14 protein-coding genes are annotated in these 19,746 nt (G+C 62.7%); 4 read left to right on the forward strand and 10 right to left on the reverse strand.

Features of this window, described 5'->3' with window-relative positions:
- Positions 1-52: 52 nt before the first annotated feature.
- The 8 genes from QFZ94_RS39290 to QFZ94_RS39325 all read right to left on the reverse strand — a co-directional run bounded on the left by QFZ94_RS39290 (position 53) and on the right by QFZ94_RS39325 (position 12,300).
- On the reverse strand, positions 53-1,708 hold the full coding sequence (locus QFZ94_RS39290) for a sialidase family protein (protein WP_429463303.1): 1,656 nt from the start codon (positions 1,706-1,708) through the stop codon (positions 53-55).
- A 421-nt stretch (positions 1,709-2,129) separates the two neighbouring features.
- Complete coding sequence (locus QFZ94_RS39295) at positions 2,130-2,864, reverse strand: ABC transporter ATP-binding protein (RefSeq protein ID WP_176111174.1); 735 nt, start codon at positions 2,862-2,864, stop codon at positions 2,130-2,132.
- Positions 2,865-2,918: 54 nt separating this feature from the next.
- On the reverse strand, positions 2,919-4,859 hold the full coding sequence (locus tag QFZ94_RS39300; RefSeq protein ID WP_429463305.1) for an ABC transporter permease subunit: 1,941 nt from the start codon (positions 4,857-4,859) through the stop codon (positions 2,919-2,921).
- A gap of 8 nt (positions 4,860-4,867) precedes the next feature.
- Complete coding sequence (locus QFZ94_RS39305; RefSeq protein ID WP_176122035.1) at positions 4,868-5,743, reverse strand: branched-chain amino acid ABC transporter permease; 876 nt, start codon at positions 5,741-5,743, stop codon at positions 4,868-4,870.
- Positions 5,744-5,851: 108 nt separating this feature from the next.
- Positions 5,852-7,066, reverse strand: a complete 1,215-nt coding sequence (locus QFZ94_RS39310) for an ABC transporter substrate-binding protein (protein WP_368581402.1) — start codon at positions 7,064-7,066, stop codon at positions 5,852-5,854.
- A gap of 293 nt (positions 7,067-7,359) precedes the next feature.
- Positions 7,360-8,037, reverse strand: a complete 678-nt coding sequence (locus tag QFZ94_RS39315) for a carbonic anhydrase (RefSeq protein WP_429463308.1) — start codon at positions 8,035-8,037, stop codon at positions 7,360-7,362.
- Between the two features lie 9 nt (positions 8,038-8,046).
- Positions 8,047-9,369, reverse strand: coding sequence for a DUF2254 domain-containing protein (locus tag QFZ94_RS39320; RefSeq protein WP_368581404.1), 1,323 nt, complete (start codon positions 9,367-9,369; stop codon positions 8,047-8,049).
- A 159-nt stretch (positions 9,370-9,528) separates the two neighbouring features.
- The gene (locus QFZ94_RS39325; protein WP_429463310.1) at positions 9,529-12,300 is read right to left on the reverse strand and encodes an MGH1-like glycoside hydrolase domain-containing protein; all 2,772 of its coding nucleotides are present in this window, start codon (positions 12,298-12,300) and stop codon (positions 9,529-9,531) included.
- Positions 12,301-12,659: 359 nt separating this feature from the next.
- On the opposite strand from QFZ94_RS39325, the gene benC reads away from it, so the two are divergent.
- Complete coding sequence (gene benC, locus QFZ94_RS39330; RefSeq protein ID WP_429463312.1) at positions 12,660-15,449, forward strand: benzoate 1,2-dioxygenase electron transfer component BenC; 2,790 nt, start codon at positions 12,660-12,662, stop codon at positions 15,447-15,449.
- A gap of 24 nt (positions 15,450-15,473) precedes the next feature.
- Here the strand turns inward: benC and QFZ94_RS39335 are convergent, their stop codons facing one another.
- The gene (locus QFZ94_RS39335) at positions 15,474-16,406 is read right to left on the reverse strand and encodes a helix-turn-helix domain-containing protein (RefSeq protein ID WP_429463314.1); all 933 of its coding nucleotides are present in this window, start codon (positions 16,404-16,406) and stop codon (positions 15,474-15,476) included.
- Between the two features lie 122 nt (positions 16,407-16,528).
- On the opposite strand from QFZ94_RS39335, the gene QFZ94_RS39340 reads away from it, so the two are divergent.
- From QFZ94_RS39340 to QFZ94_RS39350, 3 genes are read left to right on the forward strand one after another with little or no spacing between them, the layout of a single operon-like run.
- Positions 16,529-17,374 carry an SDR family NAD(P)-dependent oxidoreductase gene (locus tag QFZ94_RS39340; RefSeq protein WP_429463316.1) on the forward strand — a complete coding sequence of 282 codons (846 nt, stop codon included), beginning with the start codon at positions 16,529-16,531 and terminating at the stop codon, positions 17,372-17,374.
- 28 nt (positions 17,375-17,402) lie between these two features.
- Positions 17,403-19,130, forward strand: a complete 1,728-nt coding sequence (locus QFZ94_RS39345) for an FAD-dependent oxidoreductase (RefSeq protein ID WP_429463318.1) — start codon at positions 17,403-17,405, stop codon at positions 19,128-19,130.
- Entirely contained in the window at positions 19,127-19,474 is a 348-nt protein-coding gene (locus QFZ94_RS39350) for an NIPSNAP family protein (RefSeq protein ID WP_410848335.1), read from the forward strand. Before QFZ94_RS39345 ends, QFZ94_RS39350 begins: the two co-directional genes overlap by 4 nt.
- Before the next feature lie 67 nt (positions 19,475-19,541).
- On the opposite strand, the gene QFZ94_RS39355 is transcribed toward QFZ94_RS39350, so the two are convergent.
- On the reverse strand, positions 19,542-19,673 hold the full coding sequence (locus tag QFZ94_RS39355; protein WP_429463320.1) for a hypothetical protein: 132 nt from the start codon (positions 19,671-19,673) through the stop codon (positions 19,542-19,544).
- Positions 19,674-19,746: the final 73 nt, after the last annotated feature.

Raw genomic sequence — 19,746 nt, forward strand, 5'->3', positions numbered from 1 at the left:
CGAGCGGTGAAGGAGGGCTGGGCGGCGACCCTCCCGTCGCCGCCATTTGCGCTTACGGCAAAGTGATCTTGCGTGTGAATTCGGCCGTCACGTTGGGTCCCGTGGCTACACCGAATACCGGGTAGACAGTTTTCGAGCCGCTAGCAGCCAGGCCCATGTAGTCGCCGAGGAAGTGGCCGCCCGCCACGGGCGCGTTAAGGATGTTGAACGAGGTGTCGGTGAGCTTGCGTTCATTACTCCAATTCGCCGGATTGGTACACGCAGTAGCAGTCGAGCAGAACACCGCGAAATAGTCGGTTCCCTCGAAGCCGGCGGGAGTGTTCGTGTCGTTACGAAAGTCGTAGTAGGCCACCACGATCGTATTGCCGTCGCCCGACGGCACCACCGCCGGAATGAACGCCTGCTGACGGCAGGGGTTGGTTGCGTTTGGCGGCGTCTTGTTGATCTTTACCGGCGTTGACCAGGTAGCACCGCCATCCGTCGATTCACTGAAGGCGATCCCGTCGATCGGAATCGATCCAGTGGGCGTGGTGCAGGTCGCGGACGAAAAGCGGTCGTCCTGCCAGGTGAGATAGATTGCCCCCGACGTCGGGTTCACAGCGACGCTGTACAGAATGGACGCATCGCGTATCGACTGGCCGCTGTCAGGCGAGACCACTCCGACCGCCTGAATGTCGTTGGTGAATGTCGGCGCCGACCAGCTCGCGCCTTTATCCGCAGACTTGATATAGCCGATGCTCAGGCCCGACGGCGTGGCATTGATCGCCGTGAAGAAATCGAGCAGGGTTCCATCATGCAAAACGCGCACCATGTTGTCGATTGTCTGTGCGTTCGTCCCGGGCTGGTAGATCGGGGCGGCGGTGCTCCATGTCACGCCCTTATCAGTGGATCGCGAGAAGAAGCTCGGGCCGGTGAAGTTGAACTTGAATACGGGAGCGCCGCCCGCCGCGGATGCTGCACCGTTGCGCAATTGCCGCGCGATCAGAACGCCATCGTTTTCCGCGAGCAACCTGGCGCCTTCCTTCGTTGGAGGGAACACGCTCAACTGGTCCCAAACTGCATAGACGTAGTTCGTCGCGGTCGGGTCCGCAGTGAGCGAGTTCTTGTCGTTGAGCACGTGCGGCGAGTTGCTGCGGATCAGCGTAACGGGAGTCTGCCACGTTACGCCATGGTCGCTGGAGCGGCTGACCAGCATTCCGCTATTGCGCGCGCCAAACGGCGTGGTCGGTTGCGCGGGGTCCAGCACCAGAGAGAAGAAGAAGGCCGTTCCGTCTTGCGCAAAGTCCACCCAGGGATCGGAAGCGCGGCGGAATTTGCCGCCAGTGCAGTTAGTCACGCCGGACGGAATCGAGTTGGACCAGGTGCTGCCCGCATCTTTGGAGACGACGCCGACGAGCCCGCGTGAGCCGCCGTCGCTCCAGCGATCCTGCTGGTGGCCGGCGAGGAGGCGAGACGAGTCCGTCGGGTCCACCGCGACCCAGGGTTCGATCGAGGTGGCGGGAAACAGGACGCTGCCGAATGCCGACTCCTGCGCGTTCAGCTGGTCAGCGGTGCAACCGCTAAATGGGTCGCCCGCGGCCACCTGGACGAGCGATCCCAGCGTTTGCGCGTGCGCGCCCGTGGCGATCGAGCATGCGAGCGCGACGACGCCACCACCTGCAATGCCCTGCAAAACAGACCGGGATAGGCAACTGAAATTGATTTTCATTCTGGGCCTCGCGAAAAAGGGAAAACGCCTGTGAGTTGCCGGCTTTCCTTCGCCGGCGCGATCACTTCCGACCTTCTGATATATGTGAAAACGTCTTTTCCCAGCGCAGAAACGATGCTTGCTTGCCGTCCGCCGAAGACATGCAGCAAGGCACGTATCTACCGAAACACACTAGGTCGCGGTGGCCAGATTTGTGTGAATAAATCTTGGCGTATGCCATTTCAACACTTGATATCCCCAGCATTGCTGGCATGGCATGGTGATTGCAGCGGATCACACATCGCGGTCGAAGAATGTATCCGCTGCAGAATCGTGGCGTTTGAGATCGACAACCCAAAAAAAGCCCGCCCTCGAAAGAGGGCGGGCTTGGATTCAAAGAAGCCACCCGGGGTGTTAGAGACCCAGGGATGCCTGCACTACATCAATGACTCGTGCCCAGATAAGCGGCCTTCACCGACGGATCGTTGCGCAACTGCAGCGCCGGCCCATGCGCGGCGATCCGGCCGTTCTCCAATACGTAACCGTAATCCGCCACGTTGAGCGCCGCCGCGGCGAACTGCTCGACGAGCAGCATCGTCACGCCCTGGCCCTTCAGATTTTCGATGATGCGAAAGACCTCTTCGACGAGTATCGGTGCGAGCCCCATCGAAGGTTCGTCGAGCAGCACGAGTTCCGGGTTCAGCATGATCGCGCGCGCCATCGCGAGCATCTGCTGCTCGCCCCCGGAGAGGGTGCCGGCGAGTTGATGGCGCCGCTCTTTCAGACGCGGAAAGAGTTCGATCGCGCGTTCCAGATCGGCGTTCACATCGCCGCGCGGCCGCGCCCACGTGAGGCGTGGAAAGGCGCCGAGGATCAGGTTGTCGTGCACGCTCATCGTCGCGAACACGCGCCGTCCTTCCGGCGAATGCGCGAGTCCGAGACGCGCGATGCGATGCGAGTCGAGCGCGTCGATCCGCTTCGCGCTCGCGCCCACGCCCATCGTGATCTCGCCGTCGCTCGCACGGATCATGCCGGAGATCGCGCGCATCGTGGTGGTTTTGCCCGCGCCGTTCGAGCCGATCAGCGTGACGACCGAGCCCTTGGGCACGTCGATCGAAATGCCGTGCAGCACTTTGACCTTGCCGTATCCTGCATGCAGATTCTTGACCGATAGCATGTGTGTTCCTGAGTGTTCCTGTGTATCTCGTGAGTCGAGGTAGGGGAGCGCGGCTCAGGCCGCTTGCCCCGCCGCCTCGCCGCCGAGATAAGCCTCGATGACTTTTTCGTTCGACTGGATGTCGGCCGGATTGCCTTCCGCGATCTTCTGCCCGAAGTCGAGCACCGACACGCGATCGCACACGCTCATCACGACATCCATGTGATGTTCGATCAGCACGACGGTGATGCCGTGATCGCGCACCTTGCGGATGATTGCGACCAGCTCCTTGATGTCGGGCGCGGTCAGGCCGGCCGCCGGTTCGTCGAGCAGCAGCACTTGCGGGTCGAGCGCGAGCGCCCGCGCGATCTCCAGCAGCCGTTGCTTGCCGTAGGGCAGGTTGCGCGCTTCTTCGCCGGCCGCATGTTCAAGCCCGACGAAGCGCAGCATGCCCAACGCACGTTCACGGGCGGCGCGCTCCTCGCGCCGGTAACGCGGGGACATCAGTCCGACGTCCGCGATATGTGCCCGAAACGTGTGATGCAAGCCGACCAGCACGTTTTCGAGCGCGGTCATCTCGCCGAACAACTGCACGTTCTGGAAGGTGCGCGCGATGCCCGCCAACGCGATCTGCGACGAAGTCTTACCCGCGATCGACATGCCACGGTACTCGATCGAACCTGCGGTCGGCACGTAGATGCCGGTCAACACGTTCATCATCGTGCTCTTACCGGAGCCATTCGGGCCGATCAGTCCGTGAACCGTGCCGCGCCGCACGCTCAGGTCGACCTGGTTGAGCGCCTTGAGCCCGCTGAACTGCATCAGGATGCCGCGTAGCTGCAGGATCTCTTCCGTGTCGCCCGCGTGCACGGCGGCGACCGCGTCTGCGCCGATCGTCGCGGCTTGATGAGCGTCGACGGTGCTCGCGCGCACCGCGCCGCCCATCATGCTCTTGCGCACGAATCCGATCACGCCGTCCTGCAGGTAGTACACGACGAGCAGGATCATCAGGCCGAAGATGCTCAGCCGCCAGTCGGCGAGCGTATCGATGCAGTATGAAAACGCGGCGAGCCCCACCGTACCGAGCACCGGAATCGCCACCTTGCGTGCCGTCGACACCTTGCGCGCGAGCGCTGCGCCTGCGCCGATCACGACCGCGACCGCCAGCACCGATGCGACGATGCGGAACATATCGATGTCATCGAGCAGCTTGGGTAACAGCACGATGATCGCCGAGCCGAGCACCGCGCCAGTGCGCGTCTTGCGCCCGCCCATGATGATCGCGAGCAGGAACAGGATGGTCAGCTCGAAGTTGTAGGTATTCGGTGAGATGTACTGCTCCGAATACGAGTACAGGCAGCCGGCCAGACCGGCGAAGCCCGCGCTGATAACGAACGCGTAGACCTTGTAACGGTACACGGATACGCCCATACAGTCCGACGCGATCGGACTGTCTCGCAGGGCTTCGAAGGCCCGGCCCAGATGCGACTTGAGCACCCGGTGCACGACGATCAGCGAGGCCACCAGCAGGGCCGCGACGAGCCAGTAGTATTCGACTTCGTTCATCGGCCGCGCGCCGAGCGACGGCTTCGGAATCTTGACGCCCATCGGCCCGTTGGTCAGAAAATCCATCTCGTTGATGAGAATCTGAAGGATCGTGCCGAACGCGAGCGTCACCATCGCGAGGTAGGGGCCGGACACGCGTAGCGCGGGCAGCGCGAGGATCGCGCCGAAGCCGGCCGTGACGAGAATCGCGAGCGGCGCGGTCACGAAAATCGGCAAGCCGAGCTTCATGAACAGCACGCCGGCCGTGTAGGCGCCGACCCCGAACAGCCCCGCATGTCCGAGCGAAACCTGGCCGGTGTAGCCGACCACGATGTCGAGACCGAACAGCAGGATCGCGTAGATCATGATGGTCTCGACCAGATGGATATAGTACGGATTGCCCGACAGCACCGGGAACACCGCAAGCGCGATCAGCACAAGTGCCGTCGCAACGAGTTTCTTCAGATTCACGGCGGCCCTCACACTTTCTTGATTGAAGTCTTGCCGAACAGCCCGGCGGGTTTCATCGCGAGCACGATGAGCAGCAGGACCAGCCCCGGCACGTCCTTATAGCCGGTGGAGAGATAGAAGCCGGTAGTGGTCTCGGCGATGCCGAGAATCACGCCGCCGACGAGGATGCCCAAACCGCTCGTGAGACCGCCGATGATCGCCACCGCGAACGCCTTGAGGCCGAGCACCGCGCCCATCGTCGCGCCGGTCAGCGTGAGCGGCGCGATCAGCACGCCGGCGAACGCGGCGGTCAGCGACGAGAGGGCATACGAAAACGTGATCACGAGGCCGGTGTTGATGCCCATCAGCGCGGCGGCGTCGCGGTCGTTCGCCGTGGCCACGACGGCCTTGCCGAAGATCGTCTTGCGGTTGAAGAACTCGACGGCGAGCATCATCGCGAGCGCGCCGCCGACCACCAGAAGTTCCATCGGCAGAACGTTCGCGCCGAACACCTTGAGCGGCGCTTCGGGCAGCGGCGACGGGAAGCGCAGATCGTCGCGGCCCCAGACGTTTTCCGCGACGTTCTTGAAGATGATGCCCAGCGCGATCGTCGACATGATCCAGCCGAATTCGGATTTGATCCTGATCGCGGGCCGCACCCCGATCCGTTCGACGAACGCGCCCTGCAACAGACCGAACGCGCAGACGAGCGGGATCATCAGCCAGTAGTTGACGCCGAGCGAGACCAGCGTGAGGCCGACCAGCGCGCCGAGCATCAGCGCGTCGCCCTGGCCGAAGTTCAGCGTGCCGGAGGTCGCGAATGTGAGTTGATAGCCGAATGCGATCACGGCGTAGATCATGCCGAGTGCGATCCCGCTATAGATGAGCTGTAAAAGAATGGTCATCGTCGAGCGCCTTAGAGTTCACCATCTATAAAACAAAGCCGCCCCCGCTGGCGGGCGGGTGCGGCTTTGGAGCATGCTGCCGCGCTGGATTTGCGCTTGTATCCGCGCTTAGTTCGTCGACGCCTGCTTGGCGCGCAACTGGCTGCCGTCCTTGCGATCAGCGTCGTACGCATAGATCACGCGGCCGCCCTTGACCTCGCCAAACACCGGCACGTTCGGGCTGATCGCCTCGTGGTCGTCGTGCGTGAACGGCTTGTCGTACACCATCACGACGCCTTCCACCTTGCCGTTGAGGTTTTCCAGCGCGGCGCGCACCTTCGGACCTTCGGTCGAACCCGCCTGGGTCATCGCCGCGGCCAGCAAATAGACCGAGTCGTAGCCCTGGGCGGCGGACACCGCCGATTCGATGCGGTTGTTCTTCGGCTTGAACTCCTTGAGGTACGCGTCGATGAACGCCTTGCGCTTGGGCGTGTTCGCTTCCTGAATGAAGGTCTGCGGCATCCGGGCGCCTTCGCCGTTGGTGCTCGCGTTGTCGATGTAGTTCGCCATCGACAGGGTCCAACTGCCGATCAGCGGCACTTTCCAGCCGAGCTTGGCCATGCCGTTGGCGATCTGCGCGAGTTCCGGCCCAATGCCATAGGTCAGCACCGCTTCAGCGCCGGCCTCCTTGGCCTTGAGCAGCTGCGCGGTCATGTCGACGTCCTTGATATTGAATTTTTCTACCGCAACCGGCTTCACGCCTTTCGTGGCCAGCGCCTTTTCGAGGTCTTCGCGGCCGAGCTGACCGTAATTGGTGGAGTCCGCGAGAATCGCGACCTTCTTGAAGCCACGTTTCGCGATCGCTTCTTCAACGATCATCGGCGCCTGAATGCGGTCGGCGGCGGCGTTGCGGAAGACGTAGTTATCCGGTTGATCGGTGAATTGCTTCGTCAGGACGCTGCCAGTCGCGACGTTGTTGAACACCGGAATCCTGGCTTCCTGGAAGAAGCGTTGAGACGCGAGCGCCACGCCGGTATTGATGTAGCCCACCACCGCAGCCACTTTTTCCTTGTTGATCAGCTCTTGCGCGATCTGTACGCCGCGTTCATTTTTCGCCTCGTCGTCGCGCTCGACCAGCACGATCTGACGGCCAAGCACGCCACCGGCCTTATTGATTTCCGCGGTGGCGAGCCGCACGCCGTCGCGCATGCTCACGCCCATCGAAGACGAACCGCCGGTGAAAGGTCCGTCGACACCGATCTTGATCGGGTCGGCGGCGTAACTGACGTCAATGAGGGCACACAACGCGAGCGCACTCACGACGCTCTTCAAGCGAATTCCCATACTGTCTCCGTAGCATGTCTTTTTTTGCACAGAGCCTGGAAGCGGCTTCCATGCACGCCGACTGGACGTTCTCAGGGAGCCTGAGCGCCTGTCGTGACGCAGTATGGATTTGCTAATCTATATGTAATATTCGGACTTACCCGCGTGGTGCAATACCGGGGTTATTGGCAGATTAGAGAGAAGCGTCTAACTTTGGTTATCGAGCGGCGGTGCCGAGCCACTGATTGACTCTGATATCTGTCGTTTAACTTCATGCGCGCCAATTCGGTGCCGTTGCGAAGCTTCGGAAACCGTCACCTCGCCCGCGCCGCAAGGCGCGCAATGATCCGCTCAGCCATCGCGCGGTCGATGACTTCGAATGAACGGCTCGTGCGCTCATAGGCATACATGGCGCCAGTCGCGATATCGAACCACCAGCCGCTCAATACGAGTGCCCCGGCGCTGACTTGCTGGCGGACGATCGGGTAGGTCATCAGGTGTTCGAGCTGCACCAGCACGTTGAGTTGCGACAATTGATCGTGCGCTTTCAAGCGGTCATCGAGCGGACCTTCCTGTTCGAGCCGAAACGCCGCGTTGTTGGCGTGGCATAGCCATTTATCGAGGTTTGGCGACTTCAGCTTGGCGTTGCGTGAGAACACGGCCTTCATCGCGCCGCACTCGGAATGCCCGCACACGACGATATTCGCGACTTTCAACACCAGCACCGCATATTCGATTGCGCTTGCCTCGGAAAGATCTCCGGTAGAGACGCCCTCCGCAGTCGCCGGCGGGATCAGATTGCCCACGTTGCGCATCGTAAAGAGATCGCCGGGATGGGTCGATGCCAGCAGGTCCGGCACGACGCGGCTGTCCGAGCAGGTGATGAAGAGCGCATCGGGAGTCTGCGCGAGCGCCAGTTTGCTGAACTGCTGCGCGTATTGCGGCAGCATCTTCTCCCGGAACTCGACGATGCCCATGATGAGTTTTCGCATGATCGCCTCTCAAACGACCGGTTGCCTTGCCGCCGACGTCTCCGACCCTCCAAGCCCTTGCGAGTCCGGGATACGCGCCAACGCCAGGTCCTCCGGAAATGGATGCCGCGCGCCGATCTCTCGGTCCAGCAGGGTCAGCTCGACACGCAATGCGTCGTGACGATGCTCCGGCAAGCACTGGAGGAGATTCTCTATCGCCGCGCGCTGACGCCGCGCGATCTGGATGCTGCCGGCGCCATACTGACGTATCTCGCGAAAACTGATATGCACGAAATCTTCCCAGTTCGGCGTTCGAAAGATCACGCACACACGGCCAGACTTATCCCTGATCTCTTCGGTGTACAAAGACCGTTTTCCGACTACGCGCAATAGCCGCTGTAGTTGATCGATGGCCAGCACGGCCGTTGTGGGATCGTTGATCGCGGCCGATAACGCCTTGAGCGCAATATCAACAAGGATGCGGAACGCGAACATCGGATCCTGTTCCATCGTGCGTTCGGTCCCAAAGGCGACCAGTGTACGCAGCCGGTTTTCATCGATTGCGCCAGCGTCCCCGTACAGATAAAACAAGGGTTCGTCGACTGCGACGAAATCGCCGACTTGCGGCACGAATTCGATAACCGAGTTCGTGCGCCTCGCCTTGGCGACCAGTCTTTCCAGATTCACGGCCAGAACGATGCCGGATGTACCGCTGTGGCGAACGATGCGATCAGGCACGCCTCGCTTGCGGTCAACGCACGGCGGGGCGATCCGGCCCGTCGCCGGCGCGGGATAAACGCTCTCGATGACCGCGATGCCGTGCTCTCCAACGCGCGCCACGAGGCTCACTGGACGCAGAAATTTCGCCGCATAGTCGATCAGGAAAAGGAATGCGACGACGGAAGCGAATCCGAATAGCGCTGCAATGAATACCTGAAGCTGGTGCACCTCGCTGTCACCCATCCAGCCCAAGGTCCTGTTGGCGAATAGAAGTGTGAAAACGAACAATCCCGAGATGTTGCGGATCACGTTATCGCGCAGCAAGGTCGTCGCGATGATCCGCGGGGTGTATTGACCGCCAGCGACCTGGATCGCGACGAGCAGCGAACCGAAGGTAAATACCAGAAACGCCAGGTCTGCGGAAACGATGTCGCCGACAAGTGACCGCGCGCCAGTCATGGACAGCCCGAAAAGGCCGGTTTTCGGGTCGAGGATGTCGTGTCCGATCAACCACCTTCCCAGCATTTCAGTGAGCGGCTTCACCACCGCATAGATCGCTACTGCGACGAGCGGTACCGTCCACAGGGAAGATCTGAGGTAACTCTTCAAGCTGTACCAGCGGTTCCAGTCCATGTTTGCGCTCTTCCTGCTTCGCGGTTCGCCTCGGACGATGAAATGGAGACTCCTCGGGCACGTGGAGTCTCCCCAGCCAATAAGACACGCGACCTTGCGGTCGGTCAATGAGACCTTGGTCCGACAGGCGTTATGAAGATTGCCGCAGGCGAGCGTCGTCTAACGCGCCATCGTGGGGAGTGCGTCTTCGGCGACTGGCGCGCCTGCCTGCACATCTTCGGCAGCGGCGGCGATATCGGACGCCACATGGGCCAGCTTCATCAGACGCGGCTGCAGCAGCAGCGCGACGAGACCGCTCCAGCCCGTCTGATGCGAAGCGCCGACGCCACGTCCGCTGTCGCCGTGAAAATACTCGTGGAAAAGCACGAGATCAGACGAACGCGGGTCGGCCTGCAATTGCGGATAAGCCGCCATCACCGGCCGCATGCCGTGCTCGTCCTTCAAAAAGAGGGTGGTGACACGCCGTGCGAGACCGTCGGCGATCTCGCTGAGCGAGCACCGGTTGCCTGACCCCGTCGGATACTCGATGCGGAACTCGTCGCCGTAGTAGCGATGGAATTCATACAGCGATTCGATCAGCAGATAGTTGACGGGCATCCACACGGGTCCGCGCCAGTTCGAATTGCCGCCGAATACGCGCGAATCCGATTCGGCCGGCTGATACTCGATGCAGACATGCGCGCCGCCATGATCGAACTCGTACGGTGTATCGCGATGCACGCGTGACAACGCACGCACGCCGTGATCGGACAGGAATTCATCTTCGTCGAGCGCGCGGCGCAGCAGCGCCGTCATCCGGTATCCGCGCAGCAGCGACAGAAGCGTGGTATTGCCCTTGCCGGGTTCGGTCCAGCGCGACACCAGCTTGGCCAGATTCGGCCGGTGATCGAGAAACCACGCGAGCCGTTCTCGCAGGCCGGGCAGGTGACCGTATATCCGCTCTTCGAGCACATGCACGGCGAACAGCGGAATCAGACCGACGATCGAGCGAACGCGCATCGGCACACGGGTTCCGTCCGGAAGATGCAGTACGTCATAGAAGAACTCGTCGCGGCCGTCCCACAACCCTGTTCTGCAGCCCTCGCTGCAACCGACGGCTTCCGCGATATACAGGAAATGCTCGAAAAACTTCACCGCGATTTCGACATACGCGTTGTTCGTCATCGCGAGCTCGAGTCCGATCTGCATCAGGTCGAGCGCATACGAGGCCATCCACGCGGTGCCGTCGGCCTGGTCGATGCGGCCGCCCGTCGGCAGCGGGGAAGAGCGGTCGAAGATCCCGACGTTGTCGAGCCCGAGAAAGCCGCCCTGGAAGATGTTGCGGTCATCCGCATCCTTGCGGTTGACCCACCACGAAAAGTTCAGCAGCAGCTTGTGGAACATCACTTCGAGAAACTGGTGGTCACCGACGCCCGTGACTTCACGGTCGAGTTCGTACACGCGCCAGGTCGCCCATGCATGAACGGGCGGGTTCGCGTCGCCGAAAGCCCATTCGTAGGCGGGTAACTGCCCGTTCGGATGCATGTACCGTTCTTTCACGAGCAGCAGCAACTGTTTCTTCGCGAAGTCGGGATCGATCATCGCGAACGCGGCCGCATGAAACGCGAGATCCCACGACGCGTACCACGGGTACTCCCACTTGTCCGGCATCGAGACGACATCGCCGTTGCACATATGCCGCCAGTCGGCGTTGCGGCCGTGCCGGCGTCCTTTCGGCGGTTTCGGCTGACCGGGGTCGCCGTCGTGCCAGCGCGTCACGTCGAACTGGTAGTACTGCTTCGTCCATAGCATGCCGGCGAGCGCCTGGCGTTGCACGAGCCGTGCATCGGCGTCGGCGATATCGTGCTGGAGCGCCGCGTAGAACTCATCGGCCTCCGCGATCCGGCGCGCGAACAGCGCTTCGAAGTCGAGCGGCGCGTCGTCGCGCGTGATGCCCGGCAGTGCCGCCGGACGCCAGCGCAGATACAGCACCGCGCGTTCGTGCGGCGCGAGCGACAGCGCCACATGCGCGGCGGCGCGGGTGCCCGCGTCGCGGCGTATCGCCTGCTCGTCGCCATCGACGAGGTAATCGTTGAAGCCATCCTTGAACGGGCCCGCGCCGGCGATGCCGAAAATGCGGCGCACATTGGTTTCGTTTTCGCAGAACAGCCATTCGATCGGCTGCTGCGCCGAGGCCGTGACGATCATCGTGCCCAGCGCGGGATTGTGCGCGATCACCCGCGCGCCTTCGGCGGACTCCGTCTCGAGCGTCAGCGACGGCCTGCCGGGCTTGCCTGACCACGCCCAGCGGTTGCGCGCCCAGAAGAGCGGCAGCACATGCAGTGGCGCGTGCTGATCCGCGCGATTTTCGACGCTGACGCGCATCACGATGTCGTCGGGTGTGTGCTTCGCGTACTCGACCCAGACGTCGAAATAGCGATCGTTGTCGAACACGCCGGTATCGAGGATTTCGTATTCGGGCTGATCGGCGCCGCGCCGGCCGTTTTCGTCGATCAGGTCCTGATACGGATACGCATCGTGCGGGTACTTGTAGAGCATCTTCATGTACGAGTGCGTCGGCGTGCCATCGACATAAAAGTAAAGCTCTTTCACGTCCTCGCCGTGATTGCCCTGCGCATTGGTCAAGCCAAACAGCCGTTCCTTCAGGATGGCGTCGCGCCCGTTCCAGAGCGCGAGCGACACGCACCAGTCGAGTGGGTCGTTGCCGAATCCGGCAATGCCGTCCTCGCCCCAGCGGTACATGCGGCTGCGCGCCTGATCGTGGGGGAAATACTCCCAGGCGGTGCCGTAGTCGCTGTAGTCCTCGCGAACCGTGCCCCACTGCCGGTCGCTCAGATAAGGGCCCCAGCGGCGCCAGCAACCGAGGTCCGGGCCATGCAGACGGCTTCCTTCCTTCGAACGGAGCAGATCGTTTGCGCGTAGCGATGACATGTGACCTCCCAATCCGGGATCGACTGCCGAACACGTTTGGTGCGTGAATCCACCCCGGTGCTGTGGCGCATGCGCCGCCGGGCGGTACTTGGATGATAGGCGCCGTTTGGCGTTATTGAGTTCGGCTCCGAAGCAGTGAGGGGCAGACTACGAACGCCATCGGGTATCCATCTAGATGCACGTTTTGTCCGGGCAAACGTCGTCTCTGTCCATTGAGGCGAACGCGGCCCAGGCTCTAAATTGGCGCCACTAAGCCCACCTGGCGCTTGCGAGAGAAACAAGATTACCTCGCGCGCCACCCGCCCGAACATACCGACAGCGAAGCGGACTGTTCGGGCGGCTCTAGAGGAGACACCGGCATGGCCCACCAGATAACCCTCCGTTTTGAGGACGGAGTGACCCGCTTCATCCACTGCGAGGAGGGCGAGCGCGTCACCGATGCCGCCATCCGCGCCAGGATCAATATCCCGCTCGATTGCCGTGATGGCGTGTGCGGCACCTGCAAGGCGGTCTGCGAGTCCGGTGAGTACGTTCTGGGCGACTGCGTGGAAGATGCGCTGAGCCCGGACGAGGTGAGCGCCCGCAAGGTTCTCACCTGCCAGATGAGCCCGCGCTCCGACTGCGTGATCCAGATCGCCACGAACTCCGATGTCTCGGGAACCGGCCCGTCCTCCCACAAGGGGCGGATCGTCGCCTGCCAACGAGCGTCGGACACTACGATCGCCTTCTCGGTCGAGCTCGAGAACCGCGCGGATCTCAGTTTTCTTCCCGGGCAGTACGTCAATGTCCAGGTGCCCGGCACCGATCAGACCCGGTCCTATTCGTTCAGCTCGGGGCCGTCCGAGCCGCACGTGTCGTTCCTTGTGCGCAATGTGCGTCAAGGGGTGATGTCGAGCTGGCTCTGCGAAACCGCCAAAGTCGGCGACGCGATCGAATTTCGCGGCCCGATGGGAAGCTTCTATCTGCGCGCCATCGAGCGGCCGGTGCTGTTTCTGGCGGGTGGCACGGGTCTCGCGCCGTTCCTGTCGATGCTCGACAAGATCGTGGAGGACGGCGGCAGTCCGTATCCGATCCACATGATCCTCGGTGTGAACACCGATGAGGATCTGGTCGGCATCGACCGGCTCGAAACCTATGCGCAGCGCCTGCCGAACTTCACCTATGCCTGCACCGTTTCCAACCCTGACAGTGCCTATCCCAACAAGGGCTATGTGACCCACCACATCAACGCGTCCCAGCTCAATGGTGGCGAAGCGGATGTCTATCTCTGCGGCCCGCCGCCGATGGTCGATGCGGTGCGCGATTTTCTGTCGTCAGAGGGGCTGACGCCGCGCAATTTCTACTATGAGAAGTTTGCCGGCACGGGCCTCGTGGTCCAGACCGGCGAGGAGCGCCTCGCTCCTGTCGATGTCGATGAAGCCTTCGACCTGCGCATGGCGCTCGAACTGGGGGCGGCTCAACTGACCATGGGCCGGCTGTCGAGCGAGCAACTGATCACCTTCCGCCAGCTCGCCGAGGCGACGGCGCCGTTCGTGCGAGGGCGGCACTTTACCGACGTGCCACGCTACATCGAGGCGAATCACGCGTTCCACCTGTTCACGATCGAAGCTTCCGGGAATGCGCAGCTGATCGCGCTGTACCGGCAGCTGGCCGTGCAGGACTACATCGCTCGCGCGCTGACCGACCAGATCGAGATCGTCGGCGATATCGTCCAGCAGCATCGGGACATCGTCGCCGCCTTCGAACTGGGCGACCTGAACGCGGCGCGGGACGTGATTGCGCTGCATGCGCTCCATTCCAAGGCCACGATGAGCCGGGCGCTGGAGCGCATGGCGACGGGCAAGACGGCACCGGCGGCCGCAGCGGCTCCCGCTCTCCCGCCTGCCGTGCCGCAGAGCGCGCCTCAGGTGTGTCCATTCTCGGGCAGCACGCTTCCGGCTTATTCACACGAGCTGGACTGGCCCGAGGGGCTGGAACCATTCAAGGTGGTCGATGACGGCTCGCAAGGCGACCCTTACGAGCACTACCGCTGGATGCGGGAGCATGCGCCGGTGCTGCGTTGCCAATCGGCGACTTCAGACGTGTGGTTCCTGTCGCGCTATGACGATGTCTACCAGGCGATCCGCAATCCGAAGCTGTTTTCCTCCGAGGTCGTCAGCCCGCCGCCGCTGACGTTCCTGACGCTGTTCGATGCGCCCGCGCATTCGCGCTTGCGCAAGGTCGTCCAGCCGTCGTTCCTGCCGCTGGCGCTCGATCCCTTTATCGATCAGATCGCGCAAAGGGCGGAGGATTTGCTCGATGTGATGATCGCCAAGGGCGGCGGTGACGTCGTCGACGATTTCGCGATCCCGCTCAGCATCTCGACGATCTCCGCGATGATCGACGTGCCGAACGAGGATGAGGAAAAAATGAAGTTCTGGTCGGACGAGACCTTTAGCTATTTCGGGCGCCTGGCCCGCAATGCGCCGGGGACCGGCACCGACGAGCAGAGCGCGCAGGCCTTCTTCGCTTACCTGAAGGAAGCGATGGAGCGGCTCGCTTTGACCGACAGCCAGTCGATCGGCGGACATATCGCGCGCATGTGGAAAGACGGGCTCCTTTCGGAAAAGGAAGCGAAAGAGCTGTGCGCGTTCGTCTTCATCGCCGGGCACGACACGACGACCATCCTCGTTGCCAACGCGTTTCGCATGTTCGCTGAACAGCCGAACCTGCTGGCACGTATCCGCGAAAACCCCGCCGACGCCGAGCGTTACGTCGAGGAGGTGGCGCGCTACCGTGGCACGGTCCAGCGCGTGAGCCGTATCACCACCGAGGCGACCACCGTCGCGGGCGTCGATCTGCCGAAGGGCGCGGTGGTGCGATTGCTGCTGTCGGCCGCGAACCGCGACAGCCGCAAGTTTGCCGATGGCGAGACCTTCGACATCGACCGCGATTCCAGCGGTCATCTGGGCTTCGGCAACGGCATGCACAAATGCCTCGGTGCGCCGCTCGCCAAGCTGGAGACGCTGATCGCGACGAAGGCTCTGGCCCGCAAGATCGGCGAGATTGCGCTCGATCCGGCAAGGCCGATCCAGTATGTGCGGGGCAACAATCTGACCAACTCCGGGCCCGAGCATCTGTTCGTGAAGCTGGGGGCGTTGTCGGCCTGAAGCGGATCAAGGGGCGAGAGCGAGTCAGTTCGCTCTTGCCTTTTCAGGCGGCAAGGATCGGTCGTGCGCTGCGGAGCGGTATTCGGTTGGCCGCAGTCCCGTCTGCTTGCGGAAGAAGCGTCCGAAATACGCCTCGTCCTGGAAGCCCAGTTCGCTGGCGATCTGCTTCACGCTGAGCGTCGAATAGCCGAGCAGCCGCTTGGCCTCATGAATCGAGCGTGCATCGATCGCCTCGATGGCCGAGACCCCGAACGTAGCGCGGCAGATCCGCGAAAGTTGGCCGGTGGTGACGCCCATCTCGCCGGCATAGCTGGCGACCGGGCGCCGCTCACGGCAATGGCGGTCGAGCAGGGCGCGGAACCGCTCGATTCGCGCGGCCATCGTGCGCTGCTCGGAACTGGCTGAGAGCCGGGCGCTCTCGCTGAGACGCCCGATCTTGACGAACAGGGTGATAGTGAGTGCGGCGCCCGCGGTGAACTGCCAGCGCTCGTGGCTCTCCGCCTCGTGCCCGATCGACTGGAACAGCGTGTCCAGAGATGTGCCGCGCTCCACGGCGGGATCGATCGACAACACCGTCGGCGTGCGGATGAATTCGAGCAGCTCGGGTGCGGCCGTCATCGCCAGCGATTCCAGCGCGGACTGCGCGGCGGTGATCACGTGACCGTCGACGTCGCTGCGGAAGTGAAAGCCGTGGACCGAGCGCGCCGGCACGACCACGAGGCATGGCGCCTGGACGGCCCAGGTTTTGCCGTCGATGAAAGTCTCGCCGCCGCCGGCGGTCACGTAGAGCACCTGGATCAGCGCATCGTGGACGTGCGGTTCGATGTCGAAATCGAAACGCCCGGCACGCAGCGGAATGCGCTCGTAATGGACCATGTCGCCCCAAGGCTGGTCGGCTTCCGCGCCATAGAGCGCGAAATGCAGCACGGTCCGGCGGCGCTGCTGGTCAGAGGCCATGATGCACGTTATGTCCTGCTCTATGTCGACTCTGTCCATTGTTCCACAGGCGCTCGGGGCGTTCAATGTCGATACGGATATCAGGAAGCGTAATCGCATACATATTTCAGGAAGGTAATTACATGAGACAGGAACTTGAAAATCGCGCAGCGGCCTCGACCCCGTACGCGCTGAACTTGAACGGAAAGGTCTGCGTGGTGACGGGTGCCGGCAGTGGCATTGGTGCCGGCATCGCGCGCGCGTTCGCCGCTATCGGCGCACACGTCGCGCTCGTGGATCGGAACCTTGCCGGTGCTGAAGCTGTCGCCGCCGAACTTCGGAAGGCCGGTGCGGTGGCGCGAGCGATCGGCTGCGACGTGTCGGACGAAGCCTCGGTTGCCGCTGCTGCCGACAAGGTTCGCGCGGAGCTCGGGCCGGTCGGCGCGCTCGTCAACAATGCAGGGCTGCTGCGCGCTGGAGCGCTCGAGACAGTCTCGATCGAGGACTGGAACCAGGCCATCGCCGTCAATCTGACCGGCTATCTGCTGTGTGCCCGGGCTTTCGGGCGCGACATGCTGGCGGCGGGCAAAGGCAGTATCGTCCACGTTGCGTCGATTGCGTCGCTCAATCCGCAGACCAATAGCGGTTCCTATAGCCCGAGCAAAGCGGGCGTGCTGCTGCTATCGCGGCAGTTGGCGGCGGAGTGGGGCCCACGCGGCGTGCGCAGCAACTGTGTGCTGCCCGGCATGATCCGCACCGCGCTGTCCGCGAAGTTCTACGAGGAGCCCGGCTTCGAGGCTCGCCGCGCCGCCGCCACCGCGAGCCGCCGCATCGGCGAGCCGGAAGACCTCGCCGGCCCGGCGCTGTTCCTCGCCTCTGATATGGCTGCCTACGTCAATGGCGCGGAGGTGCTCGTCGACGGCGGGCTCGATTGCATGCTGATGGACATGGTTCCGCGCCCCGGTTTCAACGCTACTGCGGCCGCGTGAGCGCCGTCACACCACAACGACAAGGAGATTGGATATGACCAAGGAGATCACCTGCGATCTGGTCGTGGTCGGATCGGGCGCCGCGGGCCTCGCCACTGCGATCACGGCACGCAAGCGCGGCCTCGATGTCATCGTGCTCGAGAAGGAGCCCGTGTTCGGTGGTACGACCGCGCTGTCGGGCGGCGTCTTATGGATTCCGCTGAGCAAATACGGCCGACAGCAGAACCCGGCTGACACCGTCGAGCGCGTGCGCGAATACATGATGAGCGAGACGGGCAATAACTACGATGCCGCCGCGGTCGAGTGCTTTGTCGAGAACGGGCCGAAAATGGTCGAGTTCTTCGAGCGCGAGACCGAGATGAAGTTCGTGCCCACGCTCTATCCGGACTATCACCCGGATGCGCCCGGCGGCGTCGACATCGGTCGCTCGATCCTCGCCGCGCCATATGACATTCGCGGGCTGGGCAAGGACATGCGCCGCCTCAAGCAGCCGCTCGAGACGATCACGTTCATGGGGATGATGTTCAATTCCTCGAACGCGGACCTCAAGCATTTCTTCCGCGCGACCAAGTCCATCATTTCGTTCATGTATGTGGCCCGCCGTCTGGCTACGCACATCAAGGAGCTTGCGCTCTACAGGCGGGGCATCAACGTCACGAGCGGCAACGCGCTCGCCGCGAGACTCGCGAAGTCGGCGCTGGCGATCGACATTCCGATCCTCACTTCGACGCCTGTGAAGGAACTGCTGAGCAAGAGCGGCAAGGTGATCGGCGTGCGCGCGAGCGCAGCGGACGGTGAGCTTCGAATCACCGCCCGGCACGGCGTCGTGCTGGCTTGTGGCGGCTTCCCGCACGATCTCAAGCGCATTGCGCAGGTCTATCCGCATGTGAAGCGTGGCGGTGAGCATCTGTCGCCCACGCCCGTCGGCAATACCGGCGACGGGTTGACGATGGCGGAGAAGGTGGGCGGTGCCGTGAAGCTCGGCTTCGCCGATGCGGCGGCCTGGATGCCTGTCTCGAAGGTGCCGTTTGGCAAGGGCCGCACCGGCGTATTTCCGCATCTGCTCGACCGGTATAAACCCGGCGTGATCGGCGTGCTGCGCAACGGTCAGCGCTTCACCAATGAATCGAACTCCTACCACGACGTTGGCGCCGCGTTGATGCGCGCCTGCGAGGGTGAACGGGAGACGGCGATGTGGCTGATCTGCGATAAGGTGGCGCTCGGCAAATATGGACTGGGCTATGCGAAGCCCGCGCCGATGCCGGTGGGGCCGTTGCTGCGCAAAGGCTACCTGATCAAGGGCGACACGATCGGCGAGCTGGCGCGCAATTGCGGCATCGCTCCCGATGCGCTCGAAATGACGGTCCATGCCTACAATCGCGATGCCGAGCGCGGAGAAGACCCGGCCTTCCAACGCGGCCGCACCTCGTTCAACCGTTATCTCGCCGATCCGGACCACAAGCCCAATCCTTGCGTTGCGCCTGTGGCGACCGGCCCCTTCTATGCGGTGAAGGTGGTGATGGGCGATCTGGGCACGTTCGACGGCCTCAAGACCAGCGTCACTGGCGAGGTGCTGCGGGCCGACGGCAGCGAGATCGAGGGCCTTTACGCGGTCGGCAATGACCGGCGCAGCGTGATGGGCGGCAACTACCCGGGCGCCGGTATCACCCACGGGCCGAATATGACGTTCGGGTTCGTCACCGGAAATGCGATCGCCACCAAAGCGATGACTCGCAAAGAGAAGGCATACGCATGAATACCCAACCAATGTTTCTGGCCAAGCCCCTCGTCGATTTCCGGGTCTACACGATCGCGCTACGCAAGATGCCCGAGTTTCTCGACGTGTTCGACAGGCTCGCGATGCCAATCCTGCTCGAGACGCTTGGACATCCGCTCGGTTTTTGGACGAGTATGGTCGGACCGCAGAACCAGTTCACTCACCTGTGGGGGTATGACGATCTGGCCGACTACGAACGACGGTGCCTGGCACGCGATACGCACCCGGACTTCCCCGCCTATCTGAAGGCATCCGGCCATCTGATCACGGCACAGGAGACACGGCTCATTCGGGCCACCGCGCTGGATAGCGTCGCAAAGTAATCCGAAGCATTCGGCCGAAGCGGGCTCCATCGCGGAGCCCGCGTGCTTCTTTGACCGAAGAGGCGGCTCAGGTCTGGTTGGCCCACAGATCGTCAATTGCGCGGACCGCCAGCAAGTAGCCGTCGGCCAGCACGAGGCAGTTCTGTTCGATGTCCTTCAGCGTCGTGCTGCCGTAAAGATGCGGCTCCTGCACTGACACGCACTACGCAGAAAAATTTCGCACCTTATCCCCGCTTTCCGTGTCAAACGATAAGCCGCCCGAACCGCCGTTC

This window comes from Paraburkholderia sp. JPY465 (assembly GCF_050436725.1).
GTDB classification, from domain to species: domain Bacteria; phylum Pseudomonadota; class Gammaproteobacteria; order Burkholderiales; family Burkholderiaceae; genus Paraburkholderia; species Paraburkholderia youngii.